This is a genomic window from Paenibacillus cellulosilyticus (genome assembly GCF_003182255.1).
Taxonomy (GTDB): Bacteria; Bacillota; Bacilli; order Paenibacillales; family Paenibacillaceae; genus Paenibacillus_T; species Paenibacillus_T cellulosilyticus.
This window is the reverse complement of sequence record NZ_QGTQ01000017.1, coordinates 82,419-105,993: the sequence shown is the minus strand read 5'-3', so window position 1 is coordinate 105,993 and position 23,575 is coordinate 82,419. Positions and strand designations below refer to the sequence as shown.

The following is a 23,575-nucleotide window of genomic DNA, read 5'->3' as shown; positions in this document are numbered from 1 at the left end:
AGAAAGGGGCTGCTCACCTATGGATCTGTATCACTCATGGTTCTATCAGAAGCTGCTCAATACGAAAGGGTTCATGTGGTTCGTTGTCTATCTCGTCTTTGCCTTGAATGCCCTAGCTCCGGTCACCGTCTGGCTCACCATGAACTGGAAGGTCATCAAGGAGCGGTACCAAATGAAGAAAAACAAGTCCGACAAACCGGTTAAGTCATCCTAACGGGATTGGAAAAATGCGGCGATGCAGACGATAGTTTCCCTCTAGGGTGCTGTAATTATTCGGAGGTACGTCACGCTAACCGAACTGAAGCAATGACAAAAGCCTGTCCGGCTCCAATGGAGTTAGACAGGCTTTTGTTATCATGATGAATTTATCTGCACTAGGCGAACGTACAATCATCAGGTTAGTCACCTACGTATGATTCACAAGTAAGGCAATGCGTAAAGACAATATGACCTGCTCAACAAGGAGTGCATCCCATGACATTCATGCCGCCAGGCGTTCCGGGATCAGCCGTTCCGCTGCCCCCTCCCCCGGCCTTCATTCCGCCGAAACCTAACGTGTCTTATATTGTGGACTGCCTTCAACATATTACGTATGTGTGGCTGTGGAACGGGGATAGCTTCTGGTATTATCCGATGAGCTTAGAATCCGGTGCAGTAACCGGCTATCGCTGGACCGGTTTCAGCTGGACGTTCTACGGATTTGATCCGCAGCTTATTAATGCAAGCTCTTGTCCCCCGATTCCTACCCTGTTCTAAGCACGCTGAGGAAAACAAAGCCGATGGTTCTCCTGCTTGGAGCCTTGGAGCCATCGGCTTGTTCGGGTTAATCCAATATGAGACTTCGCTTTCGTCATTCAGGTTAAATTTGCACGCAGGTTATGCAGTAGTTGAGAAACAATATTTATCTCGTGTTCTCTCATTTTTTTTAATTGTTCGACTATTGTCGAGACTATGTTTATATTTTTTTTGATATTAGCTTTTAAACAAAGGTTTCTAAGTAGTAAGGATTCTTTTTCTTGATTTGAATATTCTGAAATTAGGTTTGTGTCGATTTTAATTTTTTTTACTTCATGTAAATATTTCAATCGATTGACCATCACTTTCTTGTGTTCATAAAAAATATGGAACATTCGTAGATCAATTGGTTGATCATCCACTTTTTCCAAGTATTCAATCAGTAAGTCATATGTATGAAGTCCATATACATGATGATCTGGATTTTCATACATTTTAAATCGATTTGATGAGTTATGTGAATATAGATAATCCTCAAGCAACTCAATGATTAAGGTCAGATCAAAGTGAAATTGGTTATCTAATTTAAGTTGAAATAAATGTATACCATTCGCCCATTTGACTAAATTACCACCTTGATTGTTTATGTTTATGAATGCGCTTTCAAAGTCTTCGAAGTTAATTTCGGAGAACCCATATGTCATGTCATTATAACCCGCAATATATAGCACGTTTCTATCCAAACAATACCCATATATCAACACGTCATGTACAAGGTTAAATTTTTGAAACGCAGATCTATTCGGTACATAATATTCATCTGCAAACGTTACTATATAGTTATTATCATTCAAAGAATCGATAATGAATTGCAGTAAATCAACATACCTTGTCACGAGTGTTTTATGCAAATACATCTCACCTAGAAATGGTGATGGATTAAGTCTTGAGAACTGGTAAAAATTAAAAGAAGGTGAATCTTTGTAGAAACACAACTGAATATAGTTGCTATAGAACCAATCATGGAATGAAGGGTGGAGTGCACTAATTGAAAGTGTATACGCATGATGTTGGTAGCCTAAAATAGGAGATTCTCCTAAAGGCAATATATGCTTCATTATAAAAAACCTCCTACAAATTGTGTACTGCCACCAACAAAAACGAGTGATGAAAGCTGCACCTACGGCGAAATGGTTAACGGCTTCTTTCGCACTCATTGCCAGGTATTCTGGATAAACACAGAGGTTCGCCGCTTTGAGTTAATCTCGTGGACTGCATAAGGCCTGAGCAGTGACTAGAACATACCATAAATTAGGAAAGTCATCAATAAAAATACCAGTTAACTGTACTGTACCTCGCTCAGCGAAAATTACTTTAAGATTCGAATTTTCGGCAAGCCATCGGCAGCAGTTCGACGGGATCACAAAAAACCGCGGCCTCCATTACGGGGACCGCGGTTTTAAGCTTATTTTACACCATGACCTTGCAAATATCGTTCGTGAACGCCACCGGGTCTTGGATCGGCAAGCCTTCGATGAGCAGCGCTTGGTTGTACAGCAGGTTCGTGTACAGCTTCAGCTTCTCAGGGTCGGACGACTGCGCCGATTTCAACGTTTGGAACACTTCGTGGTTCACGTTGATCTCAAGCACCTTGTCAGCCTGCACGTCTTGGCCGTTCGGCATCGCCTTCAAGATTTTCTCCATCTCGATCGATACTTCGCCCTCTGCGGACAAACATACCGGGTGAGACTTCAAGCGCTTCGACGCTTTAACGCTCTTCACCTTGCCTTCGAGAATGGTCTTCATGCCTTCGAACAGCTCTTTGGTGCCGCTCTCTTCAGCATCGTCCGCTTTGTCCTTCTCATCCGCTTCGATGCCCAAATCGCCGCTCGACACGGACTTGAACGATTTGTCCTTGTACGTGTTCAACGCTTTGATCGCAAACTCGTCGATATCGTCTGTGAAGTAGAGCATCTCGTAGCCCTTATCCGCGACAATTTCCGTCTGCGGCAGCTTCTCGATTCGATCGATCGAGCTTCCGGCTGCATAGTAGATAAACTTCTGGTCTTCCTGCATTCTCGACACATACTCATCCAGCGATACGAGCTTCTTCTCCGTAGAAGAGTAGAACAGCAGCAGATCCTGCAGATCGTCCTTGTGCATGCCGTAGTCGCCATACACGCCGAACTTCAGCTGGCGGCCGAACGATTCGTAGAACTTGTCGTATTGCTCGCGCTCGTCCTTCAGCAGACTAAGCAGCGACGATTTGATTTTGTTCTTAATGTTCTTCGCGATCAGCTTCAACTGACGGTCATGCTGCAGCAGCTCACGGGAAATGTTGAGCGACAGATCCTCAGAGTCGACCATCCCTTTGACGAAGCTGAAGTAGTCTGGCAGCAGGTCCGCGCATTTGTCCATGATGAGGACGCCGTTGGAGTACAGCTCCAGCCCTTTCTCGTATTCCTTCGTATAATAGTCGAAAGGCGTGCGTTCTGGAATGAACAAGATTGCGTTATAGACAACAGCACCGTCCGCGCTGATATGGACATGTTTGATTGGCTTGTCAAAGCCGTAACGCTTCTCGAAGTAGAAGTTCTCGTAATCCGCATCGGTCAGCTCGTTTTTGTTCTTGCGCCAGATTGGCACCATGCTGTTGACCGTCTGCTCTTCGATCACTTGCTCGAATTCGTTGTCCGCGCCTTCCTTCGGCTGCTGGCTCTCGAAGTCCATCTTGATCGGGTAGCGGATGAAGTCGGAATACTTCTTCACGATTGCCTTCAAGCGGTAAGGCTCAAGGAACTCATCGTATTGGTCATCCTCTGTGTTCGGCTTGATCGTCATGACGATCTCGGTGCCAATCGTCTCCTTGGAAGCTGGCACGATCGTGTAGCCCTCAGCACCTTCGGACTCCCATTGGTATGCCTCGTCGCTGCCCAGTGCACGGCTCGTCACCGTTACTTTGTCTGCGACCATGAATGCGGAGTAGAAACCAACACCGAATTGGCCAATGATGTTGTGACCTTCCTTCGCTTCATTCTCCTGCTTGAACGCAAGCGAGCCGCTCTTCGCGATAACGCCGAGGTTGTTCTCCAGATCCTCTTGCGTCATGCCGATACCGGTATCGGCGATCGTCAGCGTACGGCTGGCCTTATCGGCCGTTATTTTGATGAAATAATTATCTTTGTTAAATACGAGGCTGTCGTCCGTCAGCGCCTTGTAATAGATTTTATCGATAGCATCGCTGGCGTTCGAGATCAGCTCCCGCAGGAAAATTTCACGTTGGGTATAGATCGAGTTGATCATCATCTCAAGCAAACGCTTGGATTCTGCTTTGAATGCGGTTTTGGTCATGATTCAATCTCCTTCCGAGCTATGGCTCACGGTTATTGTTAGCACTCCCGCATCGAGAGTGCTAAAGCACTTCTTTTTATATACCATAACCTAATTTTTCATGTCAATAGGACAAGATGTCGAGTTGTGTCGATTCAAAATGGATGAAGCGCACGGGGCAAAAATATACGCTCCAATCGTCATAGTTTCATATGTTACGAGTATGAAAGAATGAAAGGAATGATGCGACCAAGATGGCAATTGGATTGGGCCCTGAGGGCTTTGATGCACTACGAGGTCTGGCAAAGAAACACAAACGCGGCACAACGATTAACATCATTATTTTCAACGGTCCTATCATTAATCAGCGCGCAGAGGGCGGCGGGCAAATTCTTCGGAATGTCGGGCAAAATGCGAACCAAGGCGGACAAAACGCACTTCATGGCCGCACATTTAATAAGAAAGCAAACTTCGCCAATGGCAACGGACGCAGCGGCATCGCGGGCAAGAAGAATGACGAGCAAGGCGGGCAAGGAGCAGTGAAGAACAAGATTACCGTGTTCAAGAAGAGCAAGCATAAGCAGCCTCATCATCGCAAAGGGATGTTCGATGTCTGGTAAGTTCGGCTCATAGCGAAGGCTGTTCGATCGCGATTATTGTTCGTCGCTACCCGAGCCGCCTTCCGCTTTTTTACATAATCTACACATCCAGATAATGTACGGATAACTGTATCTCGGTATAACTAGTGAAGCAAATCTAGTAGCCAAGTCTACCATCCGAAAAGGGGTACTTCACAATGAAAAAGAAATGGGTCATTACAACTGCAACCGGTCTGTTCCTGACGGCAGGTATCGGATTTGCATCGGCAGCGGTTATTAACGGTACGCCGGCATTAGGCTTCAAGTTTTCGAACAATGGACAAGCCGTTTCGATATCCGAGACGCCAGTCAATATTGACGGTCACCTGTACGTGCCAGTACGTGCACTCAGCGAAGCTGCGGGCAAATATGTTGATTATGATGCGTTCAGCCAAGGCGTTGCACTGACGGACAAGCCAACGTTGATCGGTAAATATGCACTGAAAGATCCAAACCTCGCTGAAGGTATCAAAATGGGTGTTGGCTCCTCGCTGACGCATCTCCCAGGCGATCCGGACAACGTGTTCTATACGACAGCAGACCGCGGACCAAACGGACAAATAGAAGTGAACGGCAAAACGGTGCGCACGTTCCCACTCGCTGACTATACGCCAACGATCTACAAGATCGAAATCGCAGACGGCACGATCAACATCATAGATCAGTTCCCGCTGAAGGTGGACGGCGTAGACCCTGTAACGAACAAAGCGAACATTACAGGTCTGCCTAACATTAAAGGCCGCGACGAAGCACCTTACGATGCGAAAGGCGAGACAGAGCTTGCTTACGATCCATACGGTCTCGATATCGAAGGCCTCGCTTATAACGCACAGGACGACACGTTCTGGATTTCCGACGAGTACGGTCCATCGATCGCTCACGTCAAACGTGACGGCACGCTCATCGAGCGCATCGTCCCACAAGGCTGGGCTTCGCAAGTGGAAACGCCGCTCGTTCCTGCACGCGAGACGCTGCCAGCCGTATACAACAAGCTGCGTCAAAACCGCGGCGCTGAAGCTGTAGGCATTACGCAAGACGGCAAGTACATGTTCATGGCTATGCAAAATGCGCTCCGTAACCCGGACAAAACAATGGACAACTCGCGCCAAGTGCGCATCATCAAATTCGATCTGTCGACGCTGAAACCAATAGCAGAATTCGTCTACCAATTGGAAGACGCTTCGCAATTCAAGGATCTCGTACAAGGCGACATCGTCGTATCCGACCTCGTCGTGGTCAACGACCACACGCTGCTTATCGACGAGCGCGACAAGTTCTCCGGCGACAAAGCTCAGCTGAAACGCATCTATGCGGTTGATCTGACGAATGCAACGAACGTGCTCGGCAAATATGACGACGACAAAGCAGCCGGCAAAACGCTGGAGCAAATGACGGTTGCAGATCTGAAAGCAAACAGCATCAAGCCCGTATCGAAACGTACGGTGCTTGACTCCGTCGAGTTCAAATTCCCTTATGAAAAAATCGAAGGCGTAACGCTGACCAACGGCGACACGCTGACGATCGTGAACGACAACGACTTCGGTGTCGACAGCACAACGGAAGAGAACGGTACGGAGCTGTGGCAGTTCAAGCTTCCTTACACGTTGAAGTAATCGGGTTTAAAAATACAGCACCCCAGCCTTTATCGGCCGGGGTGCTGTTTGCTTACAACCCAATATTGCTCTTCAGCCCTTGGTAGCTGCCCGCATTCGGGAATCCTTCACGGACTAGAGCCGCAAATTTCGCCGAGAAGCCATAGGCTTCAAGCTCTTGAATCGGCACCATGACGACATCCGAGGCGGAATGACCCGCCACCTCCTGCTTCCAAGGGGTTCTTCTCTACTTACACGAGATCAAGCACGATCACGCTGACCGAGTTCGCTGGCAGCGTCAGTACAACGCTGTCGCCCTCGATGTGCAGCTGCGATTCGCTTGGCTGCACCCGCTCATCGTTCTTCTTGTTCACGTTTGGTGTATGGACAATCGACTCGTCACCTGTGAGCGTAATGAGCTGCGCGGACGAAGCGACGCTCAGGTCACGGAGCTCGATACGCGTCATTTTATCCACATTGTCTGCGTTAACCAGCTTCACATACACATGCTTGTCGTCCTTCGTTACGGAGTTGAACACTTCACGGTTATACGCTTCGAGCTTGTATGCGTGCACATGGCTCGTCGCTTCGCCATCCGTGTACGAGCAGATGAGCGCATCGCCCTTCTCGCCGCCGTAGTTGACCGTGATCTTATAAGCAACACCTTCTACAAGCGGCTCGTGTCCATATTGACGAAGGTTACCTGCAGCTGTGCTGGATGAATAATCTCCAAGTGTGTAGCCCTCTACACCTTGCTTGTACACCTTCACGCCAGTTGCGTTGCCGCCGTAGTTGATCGCGTATTCGATCACATCTTTGCGCTCGGACGTAATGTCCGTCAGACCCGCGCCGATGTAGAAGCCTTCTACACCCGACAGCTTCTCCGCCACTACCTCGACTTTGTAGTTCGTCCATGCGTCGTTCAGCATATACAGGCCGTTCAGACCGCCGTTCTGTGCATGCAGCACGAGACCGCGCTCTGCATCTACCGTATAGCCAGCCGTCGAGCTCGGAATGACCTGCCATTGCGCTTGCAGCGGCTGCGTAAAGTCTTGCTCCAGCAATACGCTGCCATCCACATTCGACGTAACCGTCACACGACGGACTGCGATTTCCGCATTGCCCGTTGCGATCTCGATGCCGCCGCGCGGCGTGAGCACTGTAGGTGCGCCATTGCGATACGTCGTGAACGATGTGCCAAGCACTTTCGTACCGATGTACTTCGCATACAGCTGTTGTACATAGTAGTTCGGCGTGAACCACACCGTCTCGTCGTCGAACCAGATGCAGTCCGGCGTCCAGCGATAGGTGCCGTCCGTCAACACTTTGTTGAACAGCGGTGCCGTTGCGGCAAGACGAATAACATCCGAATTGTTCTCAAAATGCGTCATGATCGCTGCTTCAGCTACTGCGCCTGCCAACGTGTTCTTGTCCGTCGACGCGTACTCGCCAACGAATACTTTCGACGTCTGCGATTCGTTAAGCGTACCGTCCGCATTGTATACACGCTCGTAGTAATTGTAGCGGTCGCCGTTGCTCAGCAGATATTCATTCGAACGGTAGTAGTGCTCGTCCGCAATGGTATCCATGTAGTTCGCCTGCTTGCCATACCAAGTAACCGTCTCTTCCCAGCTCGTCTTGCCGTCCGTGAAACGGATCTTCTCGGAGCCCTTCTGACCGCCGCGCAGGAAGTTCCAGCCGAGCTGATAAGCATCGTCATCCGCTTGCGCACCGACCGTCGAGATGATGTGCAGCTCGTGGTCCGGATAGTTCGCCGCCATGAAGTCTTCGATATCTGCCTTGAACACTTCGAAGTTCGCGAAGAACTCGGTGCCCCAGTTCTCGTTGCCTACGCCGAGATAGCGCAGATCGAAAGGACCCTCATGACCCATCTGCTTACGGAGCGCTGCCCACTCATTGCCTTCAAAATCGGTGCTGATCGCAAAGTCGATCAGATCCGTGAAGCTGCGGATGTAGTATTCACGAAGCTCGCCGCCTGCTGGATTCGCATAATCCGAGCGCGCTTGGCAGAGCACGCCGCAAGCCATAACCGGCAGCGGAGTCGCGTTCAGGTCTTCCGCCAGCTGGAAATATTCCATATAGCCGAGGCCCATCGTCATCATGTAGCCCCAGACGTTGTAGTTCTCTTTGCGCAGCTCAATATCGCCAACCGAATGCTTCCAATCGTAGACATTGTCCCATACGTGCGAGCCTTCGGAAATACAGCCGCCTGGGAAACGGAGGAACTTCGGATGCAGATCGACGAGTGCGTTAACCAAGTCTTTGCGCAAACGGTAGTTGGAGTTGCCCGTATAGTTCGCATGTGCAGAAGCTGAACGCGCTTCTTCACCCGCACCCCATACGTCCTGCGGCATGAGCGACACCATATCAATTGATACTTCACCATTAAACGTAAGGACCAGCTGACCAAGTACTGTCGCCGTTCCTGTAAGTACAACTTTAGAATCAACACCGTATTTGGACCATTGGCCGCCGCCCGCTACTTCCACGATGACAGGCTCGCTGATCGCACCGCCGTCTGGGTTCAGCAATTGTGCCGTAATGGTGCCGCCTGCTTCGGATTTGGCCCAAATCGTAAAGTCATAACGGTCTCCCGCCTTGATCGACATCGCGCATGCGCCATTCGAATCCGTAAATCCGCGGTTAAACAGCTTCGTACCGTCAGGAACCGTAATATAGTGAGCATTCACATCCGGATCTTCGATGCCGAAGTGTGCATTCAAGCCGCCTTCGCTTTGAACCGTCACACGGTCTACATCGCCAAACCAAGCGTGCATCGAATCGTAGTTGCGTCCCGTCGAGGTACCGCACTCGCCGCAAACATGCGAGAAGCTGTCGAACGCGAAAGCTTCGAATGAACGGTTCTGTACAAGCTCCGCGTAGATGCCTCCGTCTGCTGCATTGTTGATATCTTCATAGAACAAGCCGTACAGCACATCGCTGACGTCCAGCACTTCCTTGCCGCCTTCGATTGTTAGCGTGTATGGTGGAAGTCCTTGCGGAATGACAGATACCGAGAAGCTCTTCTCTGCTTGGCAGCCGCCTTTGCGAAGCGTTGCCGTCAGCGTCACTGCTTGTGCTTCGGACAGGTCCGCATTGATTTTACCCTGTTCATTGATTGCAGCGGAGTTGCTTGACTGCCAGCTTGCTTCGACTTTGCCGCCCATCAGCGCCGTCGGGAGCATAATATCCTTCGTGATGATTGTCGTCGGGAACGACAGGTACTTGTCCTTCGCCAGCGCAACAATTGCCTCGTCGGTCAACGACTCGCACATCACTTCAATGACTTCGTCCTGCGTCAGACCCGCTTGATAAATACGGAAGTCCGATACTGCACCGTTGAAGTCCGGGTCTACATCGTATTGCGATTTGCCGATCGTGTTGTTGCTGTAGTTCGCCGTATCGGTGAACGTCGCAAACCATTCGCGAAGCTTCGCATAACGTCCGCTCGACGTTTGGCTGATCGTGCCGTCTGCAACCGCTTCACCGTTCACGTACACAACAGGGCCGGCGCTGCTAAGCTTGCCGCCTTGCGTACCTGTTACCGATAACGCAACATGAATCCATTCGCCTGCTGCGAAGCCGCGACCCGGATCAACGACAATGTCGCCACCTGCGAAGCATGTACCGCGGAAGCCGCGCGTCAGGAACAAGTAAGGTCCACTCGGGCCGCGGCCAAAGTCGAAGAGGCGCTCCCATACGTTGTGGCCTTTGCGAAGGTATACCCACGCGGATACCGTAATGCCCGTCAAATCACTTACATTCGCCAGCAGATCAGCTGGCAGCTGCAGGTACGACGTACCGCCTGTACCACCTGCGAGTGATACCGCTAAGCGGCCGCCAATTGTCTCGATCGTTGGCTTCTTGGAGCCTGACGCAATCGCGTCCTTACCGCTGCCCGAGCGGTCATGCCCGACATTCGCTGCATCATCAAAAGCATAATGAGCGATCAGGCTTGTGCTGCGTTCATTGTTAAGTTTGCTGCTGCCCATAAATGATCACCTGTTTTATATAGATTTAGTTAGCGATAGGATAAAGTGTTAGCTGTTGTGGCAGAGAAATTTGTAACTCACCGTGCTGATCATTTCCTTCATACGTTAATATAATAACATATGTGCTAATCAATTAATATATTGATTATCAACTTGAGGAGTTCTACCCATTTAAATGATCAAGAGTTCTACCCAGGAGGGCCCCCGGGGTTTCCCAACCCCGGGACCCCGGAAGGGGGAACGTTGGACCGACAGAGACGCTTGATTGAGCTGCGTGCTAGGTGCCGTATGCCCTTCGGCCAAACTTACGTTGGTACGCTCACCGTACCTGTAATTGGATTGGAGAACGATAGAACGACAGAGACGCGTTGCAAACATACTTTGGTGCACTCTCCTTACCTGAAATTCTACTTGGGGACTATAGAGGAACTGAGATGCGCTGTATGAGCTACGTGCTGGGAGTCGTCTGCCCTTTGGGCAGAACTTTGGTTTGCGCGAGTAAATTGGGTGATATGAGCCTCTCCCGGACGCCCCCTCCTCTCCATCACAATAAGTGTAGCTAAGCATTACTTAATTGCTTAATAAGTTTACATTCACTCATTTAAGAGTAGGTAATTCACTCCTAATCTGCAGCAAATGGTGATTTTACCTGCATTTCACCAAGTTAAGTGTGGCTATGGTGCACTTGTCCGGTGTTGGAGGGACAGATCAACAAAATAAGCGCTGCTGCGCAGCGCTTATTGGGTCGCAAACATCGCCGCATAGAGGACGATGACTGCGTTTATGTTGTTCGCTTAGTCGCGAAACTGAGCTGGGCGTTTCTCGATGAAGGCGGTGACGCCTTCGCGCATAGAATCGGTCTCGAACAGGGCGCCGAAGAGTTCGGCTTCACGGTTGAGGCCTTCGTCTAATGTTAGATCAAGTCCCTCTGCGATTGCGGTCAGAGCTGCGGCGACGGATGCTGCGCTTTTGTCGTTGGCAATGCGTTCTGCCCATTCGATTGCGGCCTGGTGAAGCTGCTCGCGCGGGACCGACTTGTTGACGAGGCCAAGACGTTCCGCCTCTTGACCGTTAATCGGCTGACTGAATAGAATCATCTCAGTCGCCTTCGCCCTGCCGATCAGCCTTGTCAGTCGCTGTGTGCCGCCGTAGCCGGGAATGAGACCAAGATTGAGCTCGGGAAGTCCGAGCTGTGCTTCGTCGGCTGCGATACGCAGATGGCAGCTAAGCGCTAGCTCCAGTCCTCCGCCAAGCGATGCTCCGTTAATCGCACAAATGACCGGCTTGGTCATCGTCTCGATTCGCCGGAATTTCGCCTGCATCGAGAGCGCAAGCTGAGCACCCGCCCGCGCATCGCCGAATGCAGAGGTGAATTGTTTAATATCTGCACCTGCCGCGAAGCATTTGCCTTCGCCAGTCAGGATAATGGCCTTGATGTCCTGGTCGGCCGCCAGCTTGTCTAGGCAGGCCGCTAACTCTTCAATGACTTCGGTGCTTAGCGCATTTACTGGAGGACGGTTCAGCGTGACGGTCGCGACACGGTTCACTTGGGTTATTTTGAGATACGAATAGGCGTTATCTTCTAGGGTGGACATGGCTGCTCATCCTCTCCTTGCGAATGGGGTACAACATGCATACTCCATTATATCACGCGCTAGACCCGCTTCACTTGGAGCTGTTGAACTGTCTTGTTCGTGAACGTTCCCCGCAGCCGATCCTCTGTCAAAATGTTCAGCTTCACCAAACTCGCCACCTTGCTCGTATCCGCCCTGGACACAAGCCGCCAGATGTCAGCTTCAGGCAGCGCCTCAAACAACCGCGTATCGTCATACTCTCTACGCTCTTGGATCACAATCTTCGCTTGGTACTCGCCCGCCTGCAGCTCGCCTGCCGGATTCCCGTTGCAGTACGCGATAATGACATTCCGCAGCGTTTCCAGCTCCTGCTCAATTTCCTTCTGCTGCTGCTTTAGTTCGTAATACTTCCGCAGTGTTTCCTCCACTTGCGATCACTCCTCTACCATTAGTCAACCCATTCTATGAATGCGCTGAGATCGATAGAACTGATCGGAGCGGTTTCGCTTCTTATGGATTACGGTTGTGACTGGTCATTAATCGATCGCTCAATTGGCGAAAAGCATCCCGAGCCTTCTCCCGCGGCAGCTCAGCGAATCGATCACCGATACTGACTTCATAGAAGCAGCTCGCATCGCCTGTCGGGCGAAGGATATGCGTGAATCCAATCCCGGTCTGCTGCGTAACCTCGATCAGAATCGGCTCCAGCTGTTCCTTGGACATACCGATATGTACGTGAAACATGTTCGACACCGGCACCTGCGGAACCGTACGGATGGCTGGTTGGCAGCTATTGTACAGCTCTGCGAGCGCAATTGCTCCTTCGTAATACTCCGCCATGCGCGGGAGTCGGCGCTCTGTGTAATAGTCAGCACTCAAGAAATAGGGATACAAGCTGATCAGATCGCCGCCGTGCCGCCTTTTCCAAACCTTCGACTCTTCTATAAAATCATACTCGCCCGCCAGCACCGCACCTGCGATTCCGCCAAGTCCTTTGTATACCGACACGTATACACTGTCGAACAAGCTGCAAATCTCCTCAGCGGAACGACCATAATAAGGCGTGATCTCGAATAGCCGTGCGCCATCCAGATGCAGTTTAATCCCTTTCTCCCGGCAATGCGCCGAGATCGCTTCAAGCTCCCTATAATCCGGCAGTTGCCCGCCAATCTCCCGCTGCGGCAGTTCCAGCAGCAAGCATGCGACACCTTCCGGCATGTTAAGCACATCCGACAGCAGCACAGGCCTTGTCGTATCTGCAAGCAAAATCGGTTCAAGATGATGCAGATGCTTCAGTCCGTCCTGCTCGTGGATTTCTAAGTGGCATAGCGGGTGATAGGCGACTTTCTTGCTCCCCGCTGCATCCGACCAAATCCGAAGGGCAATCTGCTGCGCCATCGTTCCGCTTGGGAAAAACACCGCCGCTGGCTTACCGAGCAGCTGTGCGAATGTATTGTGAAACTGCTCCATGATTGCACCGTTTCCATACATATCGCTGTCCACGTCACCATCGACTGCTTCGAACGCTTCCTTCAATACATGTACATTGCGCTTGCCATGCCCGTTCATCGGATACGGTGCGTGATTATAGGCTTCGCCTAAAGTTGCGGTTAGACGCATAAGTAAAGGTTGCTCCTTTCCAGATCCTGCGATTTATTGTCTGGCATTCGGGAGCAATCCATGCAGCAGAATAGAAAAAGACCCGCCTTCGATTTCCAAGGCGGGTTGACTCCTCCATACTATCTTTCTAACTACTGACTTACCTCAACAAACTTATCAGCCAAATCCGCATTACGAATCTCGAACTCGACATGATCACCAAGCGCGTGAGGGACAGAGATGCTGATGCCCAGCGCATCTTCCGTGCGGTATGTGAATACGTTCAACACGTTGCCGATGCCGATGTCGTCAGCCTGCTTCATGTAGGTAACCATCTCTGCGTCCGACCAATTGTTTAATTCGTTCGCTGCTTCCTTGCTTAGATCCACACTAGGATCAGCGGGAATGTACTTGCCCTTTCGCAGCAGCTGTACGAACGATTCATCGACCTTCACCGTGTCCTTCAACAGCATCTTCATTCCCGTTGTCATATCTATATTGGTCGTAAAATAAAGGTTGTTCGGGTGCGCAGCGCCTTTGCTGTTGGCATATCCGGTATATTGGATGCTGAGTATCTTATCGTCGAATCGTTTCACCGTATAATCGATATCCATCGTCGTCTCGTTATAGGCGTAATAGCTGATCGCTTTGCGCGCTTCATTTTTGAGCAGCGAGTTAATCGTTTTCTCCCGCTTCGCATCTCCCAAATTCGTGACCTGTGGATACTGTATCTTCATATCGCGCTCGGTAAGAGTCGCACGCTCTAACGTAGGATTTGCGGATTGCGTACTATCCGTCGTCTGCCCAGCAGGCTCGCTAGTCCCCGTTGACGTCTCGGTTTTATCGCTGCTGCAGGCTGTGATGAGCGCTAATAATACTAGGATGATGCTTAATCTAGCCATGTTCATTCTCCTTCGATCTGACTTGAAATGAAACGTACGATGACGTTTCACCTTGCCACTTCCCATTATCCTCATTATAGAACACAGTCATTCGCTGCGAATGTTCATATTGTGAGCATAAATCGACGATGGTCCAGACCAATCAGAATCGATCACCCTAATGATAGCGCCCCTATACCAAGCCCAAAGTTCTGCGATGACCTATTCGGAAAACGGAATTTTGACAATAAATGCGCTGCCCTGTCCCGACTTGCTCGCCACCTGAATGATGCCGCCGCAAGACACGACGATCCGCTTCGCAATGGCTAGACCTAGCCCATGTCCGCCAAATTGTCGGGAACGCGCCTTGTCCTCCCGGTAAAACCTTTCGAATATCCTCTCCTGCTCCTCTGCCGAAATGCCGATGCCCTGATCGACTACGGCGATCGTAAGGATTCGATGGCTTCGCTGTTTCTCTTCGGCCAGCTTCACGCGTACGAGCGTGCCGGACGGCGAATACTTCACCGCATTGTCGACCAGAATGACGAGCAATTGAAGAAGCCGCTGCTCATCGCCGTACATCAGCAGCTTGTCCGGCGCTTGCAAGTCAAGCACAATCTGCTTCGCCTCGAACAGATGAGCAAGACTGTTCAACGTTCGCTCTGCGCTTGCCCGAATATCGAAACGGGCCAGCTGCAGCTGCTCTGCACCGGAATCCGAGCGGGCCAAATAAAGCAGGTCGCCGACCAGGCGCGTCATCCCCTTGACTTCATCCTTCATATAGCCAAGTGTCCGCTGTTCGAATCGATCGTCATTCCCGTCCGACGGCGCCTGTTTGCGCATCCCAAGCGATTCGATGGAGGACATCAGCACGCTTAACGGCGTACGCAGCTCATGCGAAGCGTCGGCGACGAACTCCCGCTGTCGGGCAAGCGACTGCGCGATCGGAATCATAGCTCGTCTAGACATAAGGTAGCTGACGAAGACGCAGGCGACGGCAAACAAAATCGTCAGACCGCCAAGCACCAGTGCGGCGGTTCGCAGCATCTCTTCCTGCGAGCTAATGTCGACGCCTACATACAACGTGCCGATATCGCGGCCGGCAGCGGTTAGCTTCCGGCTTGCCACAAGAAACGGTGTTTGCTCCGCCTCCATGTCATTATGGCTTTGGAAGAACAAGCGGCTTTGCGTTTCAAACTCTACCTTGCGGGTCTTGTCGCCTCTTGACACCCACCCCTCTAATGCTCGCAGCGCTTGCGAGCGAATTGCGCTGTCACTTTCATTGCCTAAGACGAGGCTTCCCTGCTGGTCCACCCAATAATAAAAGGCTTGATCGGCGCCGATTTGAAAGGAATTGTCCTTCTTATCGCTAACTCGATTGGCACGCATATTTCCGTAGTTTTCTTGTATAAACCGGAGCTCATCGTCGAGCAGCGCGTTTAGCTTGCTCTCCTGCTCACTGCGGGCGGATTGTTGAAACAACGAGTATGCGGCAGCTGCGAACAAGCCGAGGAACAATAGCAGCAGAGCGCTGTACTGCACGGTCAATCGCCAATGCGTCCGTCTGATGATATCGTTATGCGGATTGCCCTTACGACTGTCTTTGCCCCTAAACATGAATCCGGTACCCGACGCCGCGCACGCTTTCGATAAGCCCTTTGTGTCCGGCAAGCTCCAGCTTCTTCCGTGCGAGCTTGACGGTCGCATCGACGGCTTTAGGAGTAACATCCGAATCGAATCCCCAGATCCGATCCAGAATGAGTTCGCGTGTGAGCACCCTTCCGCGATTAACCGCCAGCAGGTCGATAATCTGGAATTCTCTTGTGGTCAGCGCAATCCGCTGGTCACCCAGCTGGACTTCATGGCTGGCCCGGTTCAGTCGTATTTCGCCCAGCTGCACCATCTCCTCCATGAGAGGCGCGAAGTTGCGCCGGGTCAAGGCACGGACTCGGGCTAACAGTTCGTCTATTTCAAAGGGCTTCACCAGGTAGTCGTCGGCACCTGCATCCAGTCCGGCGACGCGATCCTGTACCGAATCGCGGGCGGTCAGCATCAGAATTGCCCCCGAATACTGGGCTTTGCGCAGCTTTCTGCAAGTCGCCGCTCCATCGCCCTCCGGCATCATCCAATCCAGCAGCACCACGTCATAGGTCGAAGCAAGCGCATAATCGTAGGCGTCGCTGCCTGTCGTAACCCAATCCACCCGGATGCCCGTCTTCGCTTCCACCATATGAACAATCAATTCGCCAAGGCGAGTATCGTCTTCCGCTAACAGCAGGTTCATCTCTATCAACCTTTCTTTCTATCGTTTCTACTAAATGGCTGCCTATAAGATAGCAAGTAAAGATGAAAGGCAGATGAAGACAAGCTGATAGAAAATTGAAAATCCAAAAGGCTTCATCCAAGATTCAACGTCGAATTCACTGCCTGTGATCTTCGTGATCAAAAGCGGATTTTTTGAACTTCCTCTTTCACCTGTTTTTCACCAAAGGGCGTTATTCTGGGGGTGTAAAGAAAACAAGGAGGTGAACATGAATGAGATCGACGAGATGGAAAATGTTAAAATGGCCGTTTCTTGCAGTGCTTTCGGTATTCGTACTGGTCATTTGCTCCGGCTGGACGCATGGTGTCCACCAGGTAATCGGGCCAGAGGCAGGCTTTGGACATGACGGAGGTTCATTCAGGAGTGGTAATCAGGTGTTCGTGCAGCGCATTGGCGTCGAACATGACAGAGGCGGATTTGCACTCATCGGACTGCTTACGAAAATCGGAGTACTGTTGATCGGAGCCGTACTGTTTGCTAAAGGCAAATCGGTGCTGAAATGGATCGGCGGACTCATGGCAGCAGTCGCACTGTGGTCGCTTCTATCCTTCTGGACGATTGTCATTGCAGCTGTCGTAATTGGCGCTTACATCTATATTCGCAAGAGAAGCAAAGGTGGATCAGACATCGAGATGACACCTTCGCCGGAATGGCTTGCAGAACCAGTACCACACAATGATGTTCACATTTTGGATCAATGGGAACGGCAACTTACTAAGGAGGCGAAACAATAATGGGTATTTTCAAACGTGTCAAAACAATCGTACAGTCCGACGTGCATGGTTTTCTGGATCGGGTCGAAGATCCGATCAATATGGTGAAGCAATATCTCCGTGATCTTGAAGAGCAGTTAGACCGCGCGGCGGAAGCTTTAACGCAGCAGCTGCTTGTCGAGCGAAAGCATGCCGTGCTTATCGAGCAGACGGAAGCGCTGCTTGCCAAACGCAGCCACCAAGCCGAGCTTGCCGTTGACAGAGGCGAGGACGCGATTGCTCAAATTGCGCTTCGCGAGAAACTGATTCTTCAAGAACGGCTTATGCAATATCGCAGCCAATTCGAATCGCTGCAGCAGCAGACGGTGCAGCTGAAAGAGCAGATTTTGCAGTTGAAGCAAACGTACGATGCGCTGCAGGCAAAGAAACACTACCTGATTTCGAGAGTGCAAACCGCCGAAGCACTGAAGAGCGTGAACAATACATTGTACAGCTTCGACCCTCGGCAAGCCGTGCGCGGATTCGCCCGGATGGAAGAGAAGGTATGGCAGTTAGAGGCTGAAGCGACCGCACGTAAGCAAGTTCAGTCGATAACAGGACCGGCTTCTGCTGGCTTGCCGCAGGACAAGCTTCAGGACAGCGTGCTGCTGGAGCTGGATGCGCTAAAGCGTCAGCGCCAGGAAAGGGGAGCACAAACAGCTGTGACCAACGTATAGCCGCGCTGCGGTATCCCGGACGGCAAGCCGACAGGCTGGTACGCATATTACGGGGAGAACACGAATAACCGACCATCGCTGATGGTCGGTTATTCGTCGTCTTTACGCACCATTGTCGCATTAACCAACCCTCATAATCCAATAAGCGGAATCATTGACCCCCGCACGTTCACATATTCCTCCGATGACTGCTCGCACTCGTACATAGCATAACGCTAGGTGTCTTCAAGAAGGACCTCGATATATCGCTATATATTTGGTAAAAAGAGGAGACCACCTGTCGACAGATCTGCTCACGCAGCCGATATTTCACTCAAGAGAACATTTTGACACCATTCACCATTCAACCACATGAATGAAATTCCCTGTAATAGATGCTCAACCTTTGGGATTTGGGATCAAGTTAGAGAACGACAAAGCCAAATTCTAACTACCCGCGTCTAACTGTTATCACGCAACGGATGGAGGTTATAACCATTGAATCCTTAATCAGAAGCGCACAAAGAGGAAATAGTTCTGATTTTCTGACACTATTTCAACAACATGAAGAAGCCATCTATCGTACTGCATTCGTCTATCTGCGTAATCAGGACGATGCATTGGATGTCGTACAAGAGACCGCTTATCGGTCATTTAAATCTATTTCAACACTGAAGGAACCAAAATATTTCAAAACGTGGCTTATTAAAATCGCGATCAGTTGTTCCATTGATCTACTACGGAAACGGCAAAAGGTCATTAAGATTACCGACGAGTATAAAAATATACGCCTTAAACAGGACGACGTGGATATTCCACTCGCGTTATCGCTCAAAGAATTAATCGAAACGCTGGACGCAGATGAAAAAAGTGTGATCATTCTCCGGTTCTATCATGACCTTACGTTAAAAGAAATTAAAGATGTATTGGAAATCCCATTAGGTTCAGCCAAAACCATATTGTACCGAGCATTAAAAAAACTTCGAAATGAATTATTCGAGGAGGATGTTTATGAACGATAAACTAAAACAAGAAATCGATAATATTCCAGTCCCTCGCAATCTGCATCAAAGAAGCCAATTGGGAGTCCAATCGGCCTTAGCCGAGATGAACGCGTACAATAAAATTGAACAAAAAAAGAAAAGGTCCATATGGATGAGACCCCGCCCTCGAAGAGCAATTGCTGCATTAGTACTCGGTATTACCATAGTCTCTACTGCGTTTTTTAACACTCAAGTATTCGCAGCTTTACGCAATGCATTACATTTTGTCCCGGGCATTGGCATCGTCACAGATTCAAAAGAGCAGTCCGAAATGCTTATACTCCCTCAACAAGTGGATGCTCAGGTTGGCGAAGGATCGATATCCATCACGGGCATGATGGTTGATGAAGAAATGTCCTATATAACCGTAACAGCTTCACATGTGAATAAACTTAATAACCTGACCGTTGTGAACGACCAAGGAGTCGCTTATACCGTCTCTTCATCTCAACTTACTTATACTACGGATAAATGGGCCGGAACGTTTTGGTACAAGGGAACTCTTGATATAGGCAAACATGCCAAGATTAAAATCGATCAATTCCCCGAGGTTTCGATTCCGCTGACATTAATCGAATCTAAGTCAGTAAGCAGCTATGACGAACTAGGAGAAACGGTCGTCGTAGACGATGTTCAGATTTCTGCTGTCGCCAGTCTCTCAGGGGAAAAAGCGAGAATCAGCTTGGTCTCCACAGTTCCTGATAAGTTTATGATCGATGATTATGGCCTGAATTTCACCGGCAGTGATTACGCTCCGATTCAACACGTTCAAGTTTGGGATGACGCGGGCAAACCTATCTCGCTCGAGCGAGGAATGGCTAATTCTAGTCCCGTAAGCGAGTTCCTCTTCAATATGTCCGACCTGAATACAAAAAACTATATCATTACGATCCCAGAGATTAACGTCATATACCAGGACGAGGCTGCAGTTTCACTCGATCTTCCAAAGGAATCTAAGAAAGATGTTGATTACATTTTCGATTTAGCAGGCTTCCCAATCAAAATTTCTGCTATTGAACGGTTCCAAGAAAACGGCGAGGAATGGGCTAAAGTTTATGTAGATACCAGCGGATCGGCAGACACTCGCGGTTTGGTTCGCGATTTTAGCATTGATGGAAGAACACTGAATGACGAGACGGGGATAATTGATCATTTTGTTGTCAAAGTCGAGCCAACCAGCAATAAGCTGCAGTTTACTGTAAGCAACCCTCAGGTCGCTATGAAAGGACCATGGACATTCAAGTTGCCAGTAGACTCCTTTACTAAGTAATTGTAGATAAAACGGCGATTGTTACAGGGCACTCCGCCTCTGAACAATCGCCGTTTTTTATGCCTTCTCGTTAGTTCAATCGCAATTCAGAGATCTATAATTTTCAAAAAACAACAGTGGATGCCGTCTGCTGCGCCGCCGTATAATTCGTCAGGGATTGCACGATGAGCCGCACCGTGTCCTTGCACGCTCGCACGTTCACATATTCCTCCGCCGTGTGCTCGTACTCGTAGCCCGCAGACAGATTAACAGATGGAATGCCGTACGCAGCGAATGTCACGGCATCGCTAAGGCCGCCTTCCACCGCGCGCCAGCCCGTCATTCCGCACATCGTCCCGATCGACTCCCAATACGCCGCCAGACTCCATTCGCAGAACGCCATGCGGCTGTTGCGCACGACGATGTCCCTGCTCCCTCTGCGGTCCACAACAACGCTCATATCCACCCCGCTCAGCCACGCCAGATTGAGCTGCTCCGAGCCAATCCGTCCTATCTCTTCTTCACGTGTAAAAGCAAGCTTAATCCGCCCATGGAACGCCCCGCTCCTCGCCAAACTGCGCAGCACCGCCAAGATAATCGCGATACCCGCTCGATCGTCCGCCCCAAGCGGACCTACGCTGCTATGCCAAATATCGCCGTCCTGCAAAATCTCCCGCGCCGGATCTACCCAAACGGTATCCATATGCGCGCACAACAGAATGGTCGGCCCGATTCCGGTGCCATATATGCGCTGGGCAATGACATTGCCGTAATGGTCAAATTCCACTCGATCGACCTGCTTCTGCAGACGTTCGATCAAATACTCCGCTACCGGCCGCTCCTGCCCACTCGGGGCTGTAATGGATAGCAGCTCGAGTAAATCGCGTTCCAGCTTGCGCATGGCGTGGTCTCCTTTTGTTCAGAGGTGCCATCAATCTCCTGCATCCTCCTGCCTAATCGGACAAGTGCTGCGCCAGTTGATTACTTCCACTCGCCCAATATATACAGAGGGCATGCGTTCCATGACACACTTCTGTGCTCGGATATCTCTCTTAACTCTATTATTCCCTCTATCAATACGCTTAAACAAATCCTAGAGCAAACAAAAAGAGCCCGATTTCTCGGGCCCCAGATGGATGAATGATGCCTATTAATTGTTAATATATTTCTCGAAAACGAAACCAAAATCTTTGATCTTATACTCGTCGAGCTTATCCTTCTTCCAGTTGAAGACGGACAGGTTGATCTGATCAAACTGCGTGGAGAGCGCTGCGCTCTGCGGCATTGCGTGGCTGAGCGTTTCTTTGGCCACTTCGATGCTCTCGCCCGCCAGCTTCAAATATTCGTTATTGTGTTTCTTGATATCAGAGATCTTGTACAGCGCTTTGTACAAATCCTTCAGCTGCTCCAGCTGGCTCTTGCGCACATCGATGGAGAATGGCGTATCGCCAATCACAAACTTGATCTCGACGTCCATATCGACCGTACCCGCTGTCTCCAGCAATACATTCGATACGGAATACGACGAATAAGCGTAACGTTTCAGCACCCGTTTGGAGCTGAGCGCACTGTCACCGTCCAGATGGATCAGCGCCAGATTGGTGAAGCAGTATTCGTCCTTCTTGGACTTAATGACGAAATAAATTTTCTCGTTATCCTCGTGGAAGACGTAGTCATCCGAGTCGACCTTATCATAGTCTTGAGGTGGAATGATTTGCCCGATATCGCTAAGACCGAGCGCTTCCGATGCAAGCCTTTTGAACACCTTATACACCCTCTCGAGTTGGATTCGCGGCCTCCCTTATACTGGGCAAGCCTTCATTTAATGCCATCGTACATTTCCCTAGTCTAATGGAGAGAACCGACCCGCACAAGAAGAAATTCGTCGCGTGTGCAGGGCTGATCGACGTGTCGTTAACGGACTAGAGAGACTTTATTCTGTGCGGCTACACGCCTGCTTGCTGTAACGGACTGGGATGATGCTAATGCGTGTTTTTTGATCCAAAATAGTAGATTTACAGCGATATAGCGACACTCGAGTCCGTTAGCACATGGAAACAGGTTGTACGCGCTCATTAATGCTTCTACGGTCCGTTAGCTGACGCGACTGTCGGTATCCCGTTAATAGATACGCGTTACCGCAACTATGGTTTCCACATTCCGTATATACCTACTGTAAGTTCCTTCCATACGAGAAGTTTAAAGGGGGATTACCTATGAAAGATATAACAGCAGAAATTGTTATTCGGCCTTATCAGCAGGAGGATTCACCGCTGCTCGAGGAGCTGCATCAATCGGTCATGAAGCACAATCCGAACGCCGTATTCTGGTGGGTAGGAGACGAAGACAACTGGCCAAACGTCTACTGTGCCTATCAGGAAGGCGTGATGATTGCCAAAGGGCAGGTCGGGATCGTGAATGTTGTACCACCTGGACGCTCACCAGCGAGCAAACATTCCATCTATGTTAATGTGAAGACTGTCCCTGATCGCGCAGCGGATCATGAGCTGCTAGGACAGCTGTACAAGCAGCTGTATGCAAGAGCATTGCAATTGAAAGACACGCTGTCGACCGAATATGGCACGCTGCTGTGTTTCGGCAACGATCGATCCGAGGAAGCGAACAATGCATTTTTTATACAGGAGGGGTATCGTCACCTCAGCACGCTGTACTGCATGCAGCATAACCTATCGGAGCCGATCCCGGTTATCGAGCTGGCACAAGGATTTGAGTATGCTTCTTGGGCAATGGCGACTGACCTTGAGGAAGAGGAATATTTGGAGGCCGATTCGGAGATTTGGCCCGAAACGCCGCTTGGTCTAACGCGGCTTCATGAATACAAGAGACGTCCGAATTGGAAAGCGCTGACCATTCGCCACGATGGCAAACTGGCAGCAAGCCTAATGGTCTGTCAGGTGGACGATACAGCTGAGATTGAAGAGGTGTTCGTCCGTGAGCCTTGGCGCAAGCGTGGATTGGCTCGCTTCCTACTCGCGCAAGGTCTAACCTATATCCAATCGCTAGGTCTGTCGAAAGCGGGTCTTATGGTGCTCACGGACAATGACTCCGCCCTATCCCTGTATGAATCGATCGGCTTCCTTCGAGCGAGTGAAGAGATTCGTTACTGTATAGATTTATAGGGACGCACAGAAAGAGGGGCCCGCTCGATGCGAAGCCCCTCTTCTCTTAT

Annotated in this window: 20 protein-coding genes and 1 pseudogene; 9 read left to right on the top strand and 12 right to left on the bottom strand. The window is 50.2% G+C overall.

Translation table 11 applies throughout. The features are described 5' to 3' along the window. Positions 1-19 precede the first annotated feature (19 nt). A complete protein-coding gene (locus DFQ01_RS19400; RefSeq protein ID WP_110045564.1) occupies positions 20-214 on the top strand; it encodes a hypothetical protein in 195 nt (64 codons plus the stop codon). A gap of 260 nt (positions 215-474) precedes the next feature. Further along, positions 475-756, top strand: coding sequence for a transporter (locus DFQ01_RS19395; protein ID WP_245946796.1), 282 nt, complete (start codon positions 475-477; stop codon positions 754-756). Between the two features lie 98 nt (positions 757-854). Here the strand turns inward: DFQ01_RS19395 and DFQ01_RS19390 are convergent, their stop codons facing one another. Both DFQ01_RS19390 and htpG read right to left on the bottom strand, forming a co-directional pair. Then, positions 855-1,853 carry a hypothetical protein gene (locus DFQ01_RS19390; protein ID WP_110045563.1) on the bottom strand — a complete coding sequence of 333 codons (999 nt, stop codon included), beginning with the start codon at positions 1,851-1,853 and terminating at the stop codon, positions 855-857. Positions 1,854-2,205: 352 nt separating this feature from the next. Further along, on the bottom strand, positions 2,206-4,086 hold the full coding sequence (gene htpG / locus DFQ01_RS19385) for a molecular chaperone HtpG (protein ID WP_110045562.1): 1,881 nt from the start codon (positions 4,084-4,086) through the stop codon (positions 2,206-2,208). A gap of 233 nt (positions 4,087-4,319) precedes the next feature. Here htpG and DFQ01_RS19380 point away from each other — a divergent pair, with 233 nt between their 5' ends. Both DFQ01_RS19380 and DFQ01_RS19375 read left to right on the top strand, forming a co-directional pair. Further along, positions 4,320-4,685 carry a hypothetical protein gene (locus DFQ01_RS19380; RefSeq protein ID WP_110045561.1) on the top strand — a complete coding sequence of 122 codons (366 nt, stop codon included), beginning with the start codon at positions 4,320-4,322 and terminating at the stop codon, positions 4,683-4,685. A 176-nt stretch (positions 4,686-4,861) separates the two neighbouring features. Then, positions 4,862-6,316: an esterase-like activity of phytase family protein gene (locus DFQ01_RS19375; RefSeq protein WP_110045560.1), complete on the top strand. Its 1,455-nt coding sequence runs from the start codon at positions 4,862-4,864 to the stop codon at positions 6,314-6,316. Positions 6,317-6,368: 52 nt separating this feature from the next. On the opposite strand, the pseudogene DFQ01_RS19370 reads toward DFQ01_RS19375, so the two are convergent. The 8 genes and pseudogenes from DFQ01_RS19370 to DFQ01_RS19335 form a co-directional block, all read right to left on the bottom strand. Beyond that, positions 6,369-6,497 (bottom strand): annotated as a pseudogene (locus tag DFQ01_RS19370) (NUDIX hydrolase); the annotation flags it as partial. Positions 6,498-6,546: 49 nt separating this feature from the next. After that, on the bottom strand, positions 6,547-10,308 hold the full coding sequence (locus DFQ01_RS19365) for an alpha-L-arabinofuranosidase C-terminal domain-containing protein (protein ID WP_110045559.1): 3,762 nt from the start codon (positions 10,306-10,308) through the stop codon (positions 6,547-6,549). Positions 10,309-11,102: 794 nt separating this feature from the next. Further along, complete coding sequence (locus DFQ01_RS19360; RefSeq protein WP_110045558.1) at positions 11,103-11,903, bottom strand: enoyl-CoA hydratase; 801 nt, start codon at positions 11,901-11,903, stop codon at positions 11,103-11,105. Positions 11,904-11,962: 59 nt separating this feature from the next. Beyond that, positions 11,963-12,310 carry a hypothetical protein gene (locus DFQ01_RS19355; protein WP_110045557.1) on the bottom strand — a complete coding sequence of 116 codons (348 nt, stop codon included), beginning with the start codon at positions 12,308-12,310 and terminating at the stop codon, positions 11,963-11,965. Between the two features lie 82 nt (positions 12,311-12,392). Next, positions 12,393-13,502: a threonine aldolase family protein gene (locus DFQ01_RS19350; RefSeq protein ID WP_110045556.1), complete on the bottom strand. Its 1,110-nt coding sequence runs from the start codon at positions 13,500-13,502 to the stop codon at positions 12,393-12,395. A gap of 131 nt (positions 13,503-13,633) precedes the next feature. Continuing rightward, the gene (locus DFQ01_RS19345) at positions 13,634-14,383 is read right to left on the bottom strand and encodes a DUF4163 domain-containing protein (protein WP_174812532.1); all 750 of its coding nucleotides are present in this window, start codon (positions 14,381-14,383) and stop codon (positions 13,634-13,636) included. 201 nt (positions 14,384-14,584) lie between these two features. Beyond that, a complete protein-coding gene (locus DFQ01_RS19340; RefSeq protein WP_174812531.1) occupies positions 14,585-15,979 on the bottom strand; it encodes a sensor histidine kinase in 1,395 nt (464 codons plus the stop codon). Continuing rightward, positions 15,972-16,646 carry a response regulator transcription factor gene (locus DFQ01_RS19335; protein WP_110045553.1) on the bottom strand — a complete coding sequence of 225 codons (675 nt, stop codon included), beginning with the start codon at positions 16,644-16,646 and terminating at the stop codon, positions 15,972-15,974. Before DFQ01_RS19335 ends, DFQ01_RS19340 begins: the two co-directional genes overlap by 8 nt. Before the next feature lie 251 nt (positions 16,647-16,897). Here DFQ01_RS19335 and DFQ01_RS19330 point away from each other — a divergent pair, with 251 nt between their 5' ends. From DFQ01_RS19330 to DFQ01_RS19315, 4 genes are all read left to right on the top strand, one after another. Next, entirely contained in the window at positions 16,898-17,419 is a 522-nt protein-coding gene (locus DFQ01_RS19330; protein WP_110045552.1) for a hypothetical protein, read from the top strand. Further along, entirely contained in the window at positions 17,419-18,114 is a 696-nt protein-coding gene (locus DFQ01_RS19325; protein ID WP_110045551.1) for a PspA/IM30 family protein, read from the top strand. The genes DFQ01_RS19330 and DFQ01_RS19325 overlap by 1 nt, the downstream gene beginning before the upstream one ends. A 461-nt stretch (positions 18,115-18,575) precedes the next feature. Further along, positions 18,576-19,115, top strand: a complete 540-nt coding sequence (locus DFQ01_RS19320; RefSeq protein ID WP_110045550.1) for a sigma-70 family RNA polymerase sigma factor — start codon at positions 18,576-18,578, stop codon at positions 19,113-19,115. Continuing rightward, positions 19,105-20,406 (top strand): hypothetical protein, encoded by a 1,302-nt coding sequence (locus DFQ01_RS19315; protein ID WP_110045549.1) that lies wholly within the window; start codon positions 19,105-19,107, stop codon positions 20,404-20,406. The genes DFQ01_RS19320 and DFQ01_RS19315 overlap by 11 nt, the downstream gene beginning before the upstream one ends. A gap of 103 nt (positions 20,407-20,509) precedes the next feature. On the opposite strand, the gene DFQ01_RS19310 is transcribed toward DFQ01_RS19315, so the two are convergent. Next, positions 20,510-21,286 (bottom strand): M20/M25/M40 family metallo-hydrolase, encoded by a 777-nt coding sequence (locus DFQ01_RS19310; RefSeq protein ID WP_110045548.1) that lies wholly within the window; start codon positions 21,284-21,286, stop codon positions 20,510-20,512. 249 nt (positions 21,287-21,535) lie between these two features. Then, positions 21,536-22,150: a PH domain-containing protein gene (locus DFQ01_RS19305; RefSeq protein WP_110045547.1), complete on the bottom strand. Its 615-nt coding sequence runs from the start codon at positions 22,148-22,150 to the stop codon at positions 21,536-21,538. A gap of 451 nt (positions 22,151-22,601) precedes the next feature. On the opposite strand from DFQ01_RS19305, the gene DFQ01_RS19300 reads away from it, so the two are divergent. Further along, a complete protein-coding gene (locus DFQ01_RS19300) occupies positions 22,602-23,525 on the top strand; it encodes a GNAT family N-acetyltransferase (RefSeq protein WP_110045546.1) in 924 nt (307 codons plus the stop codon). Positions 23,526-23,575 lie beyond the last annotated feature (50 nt).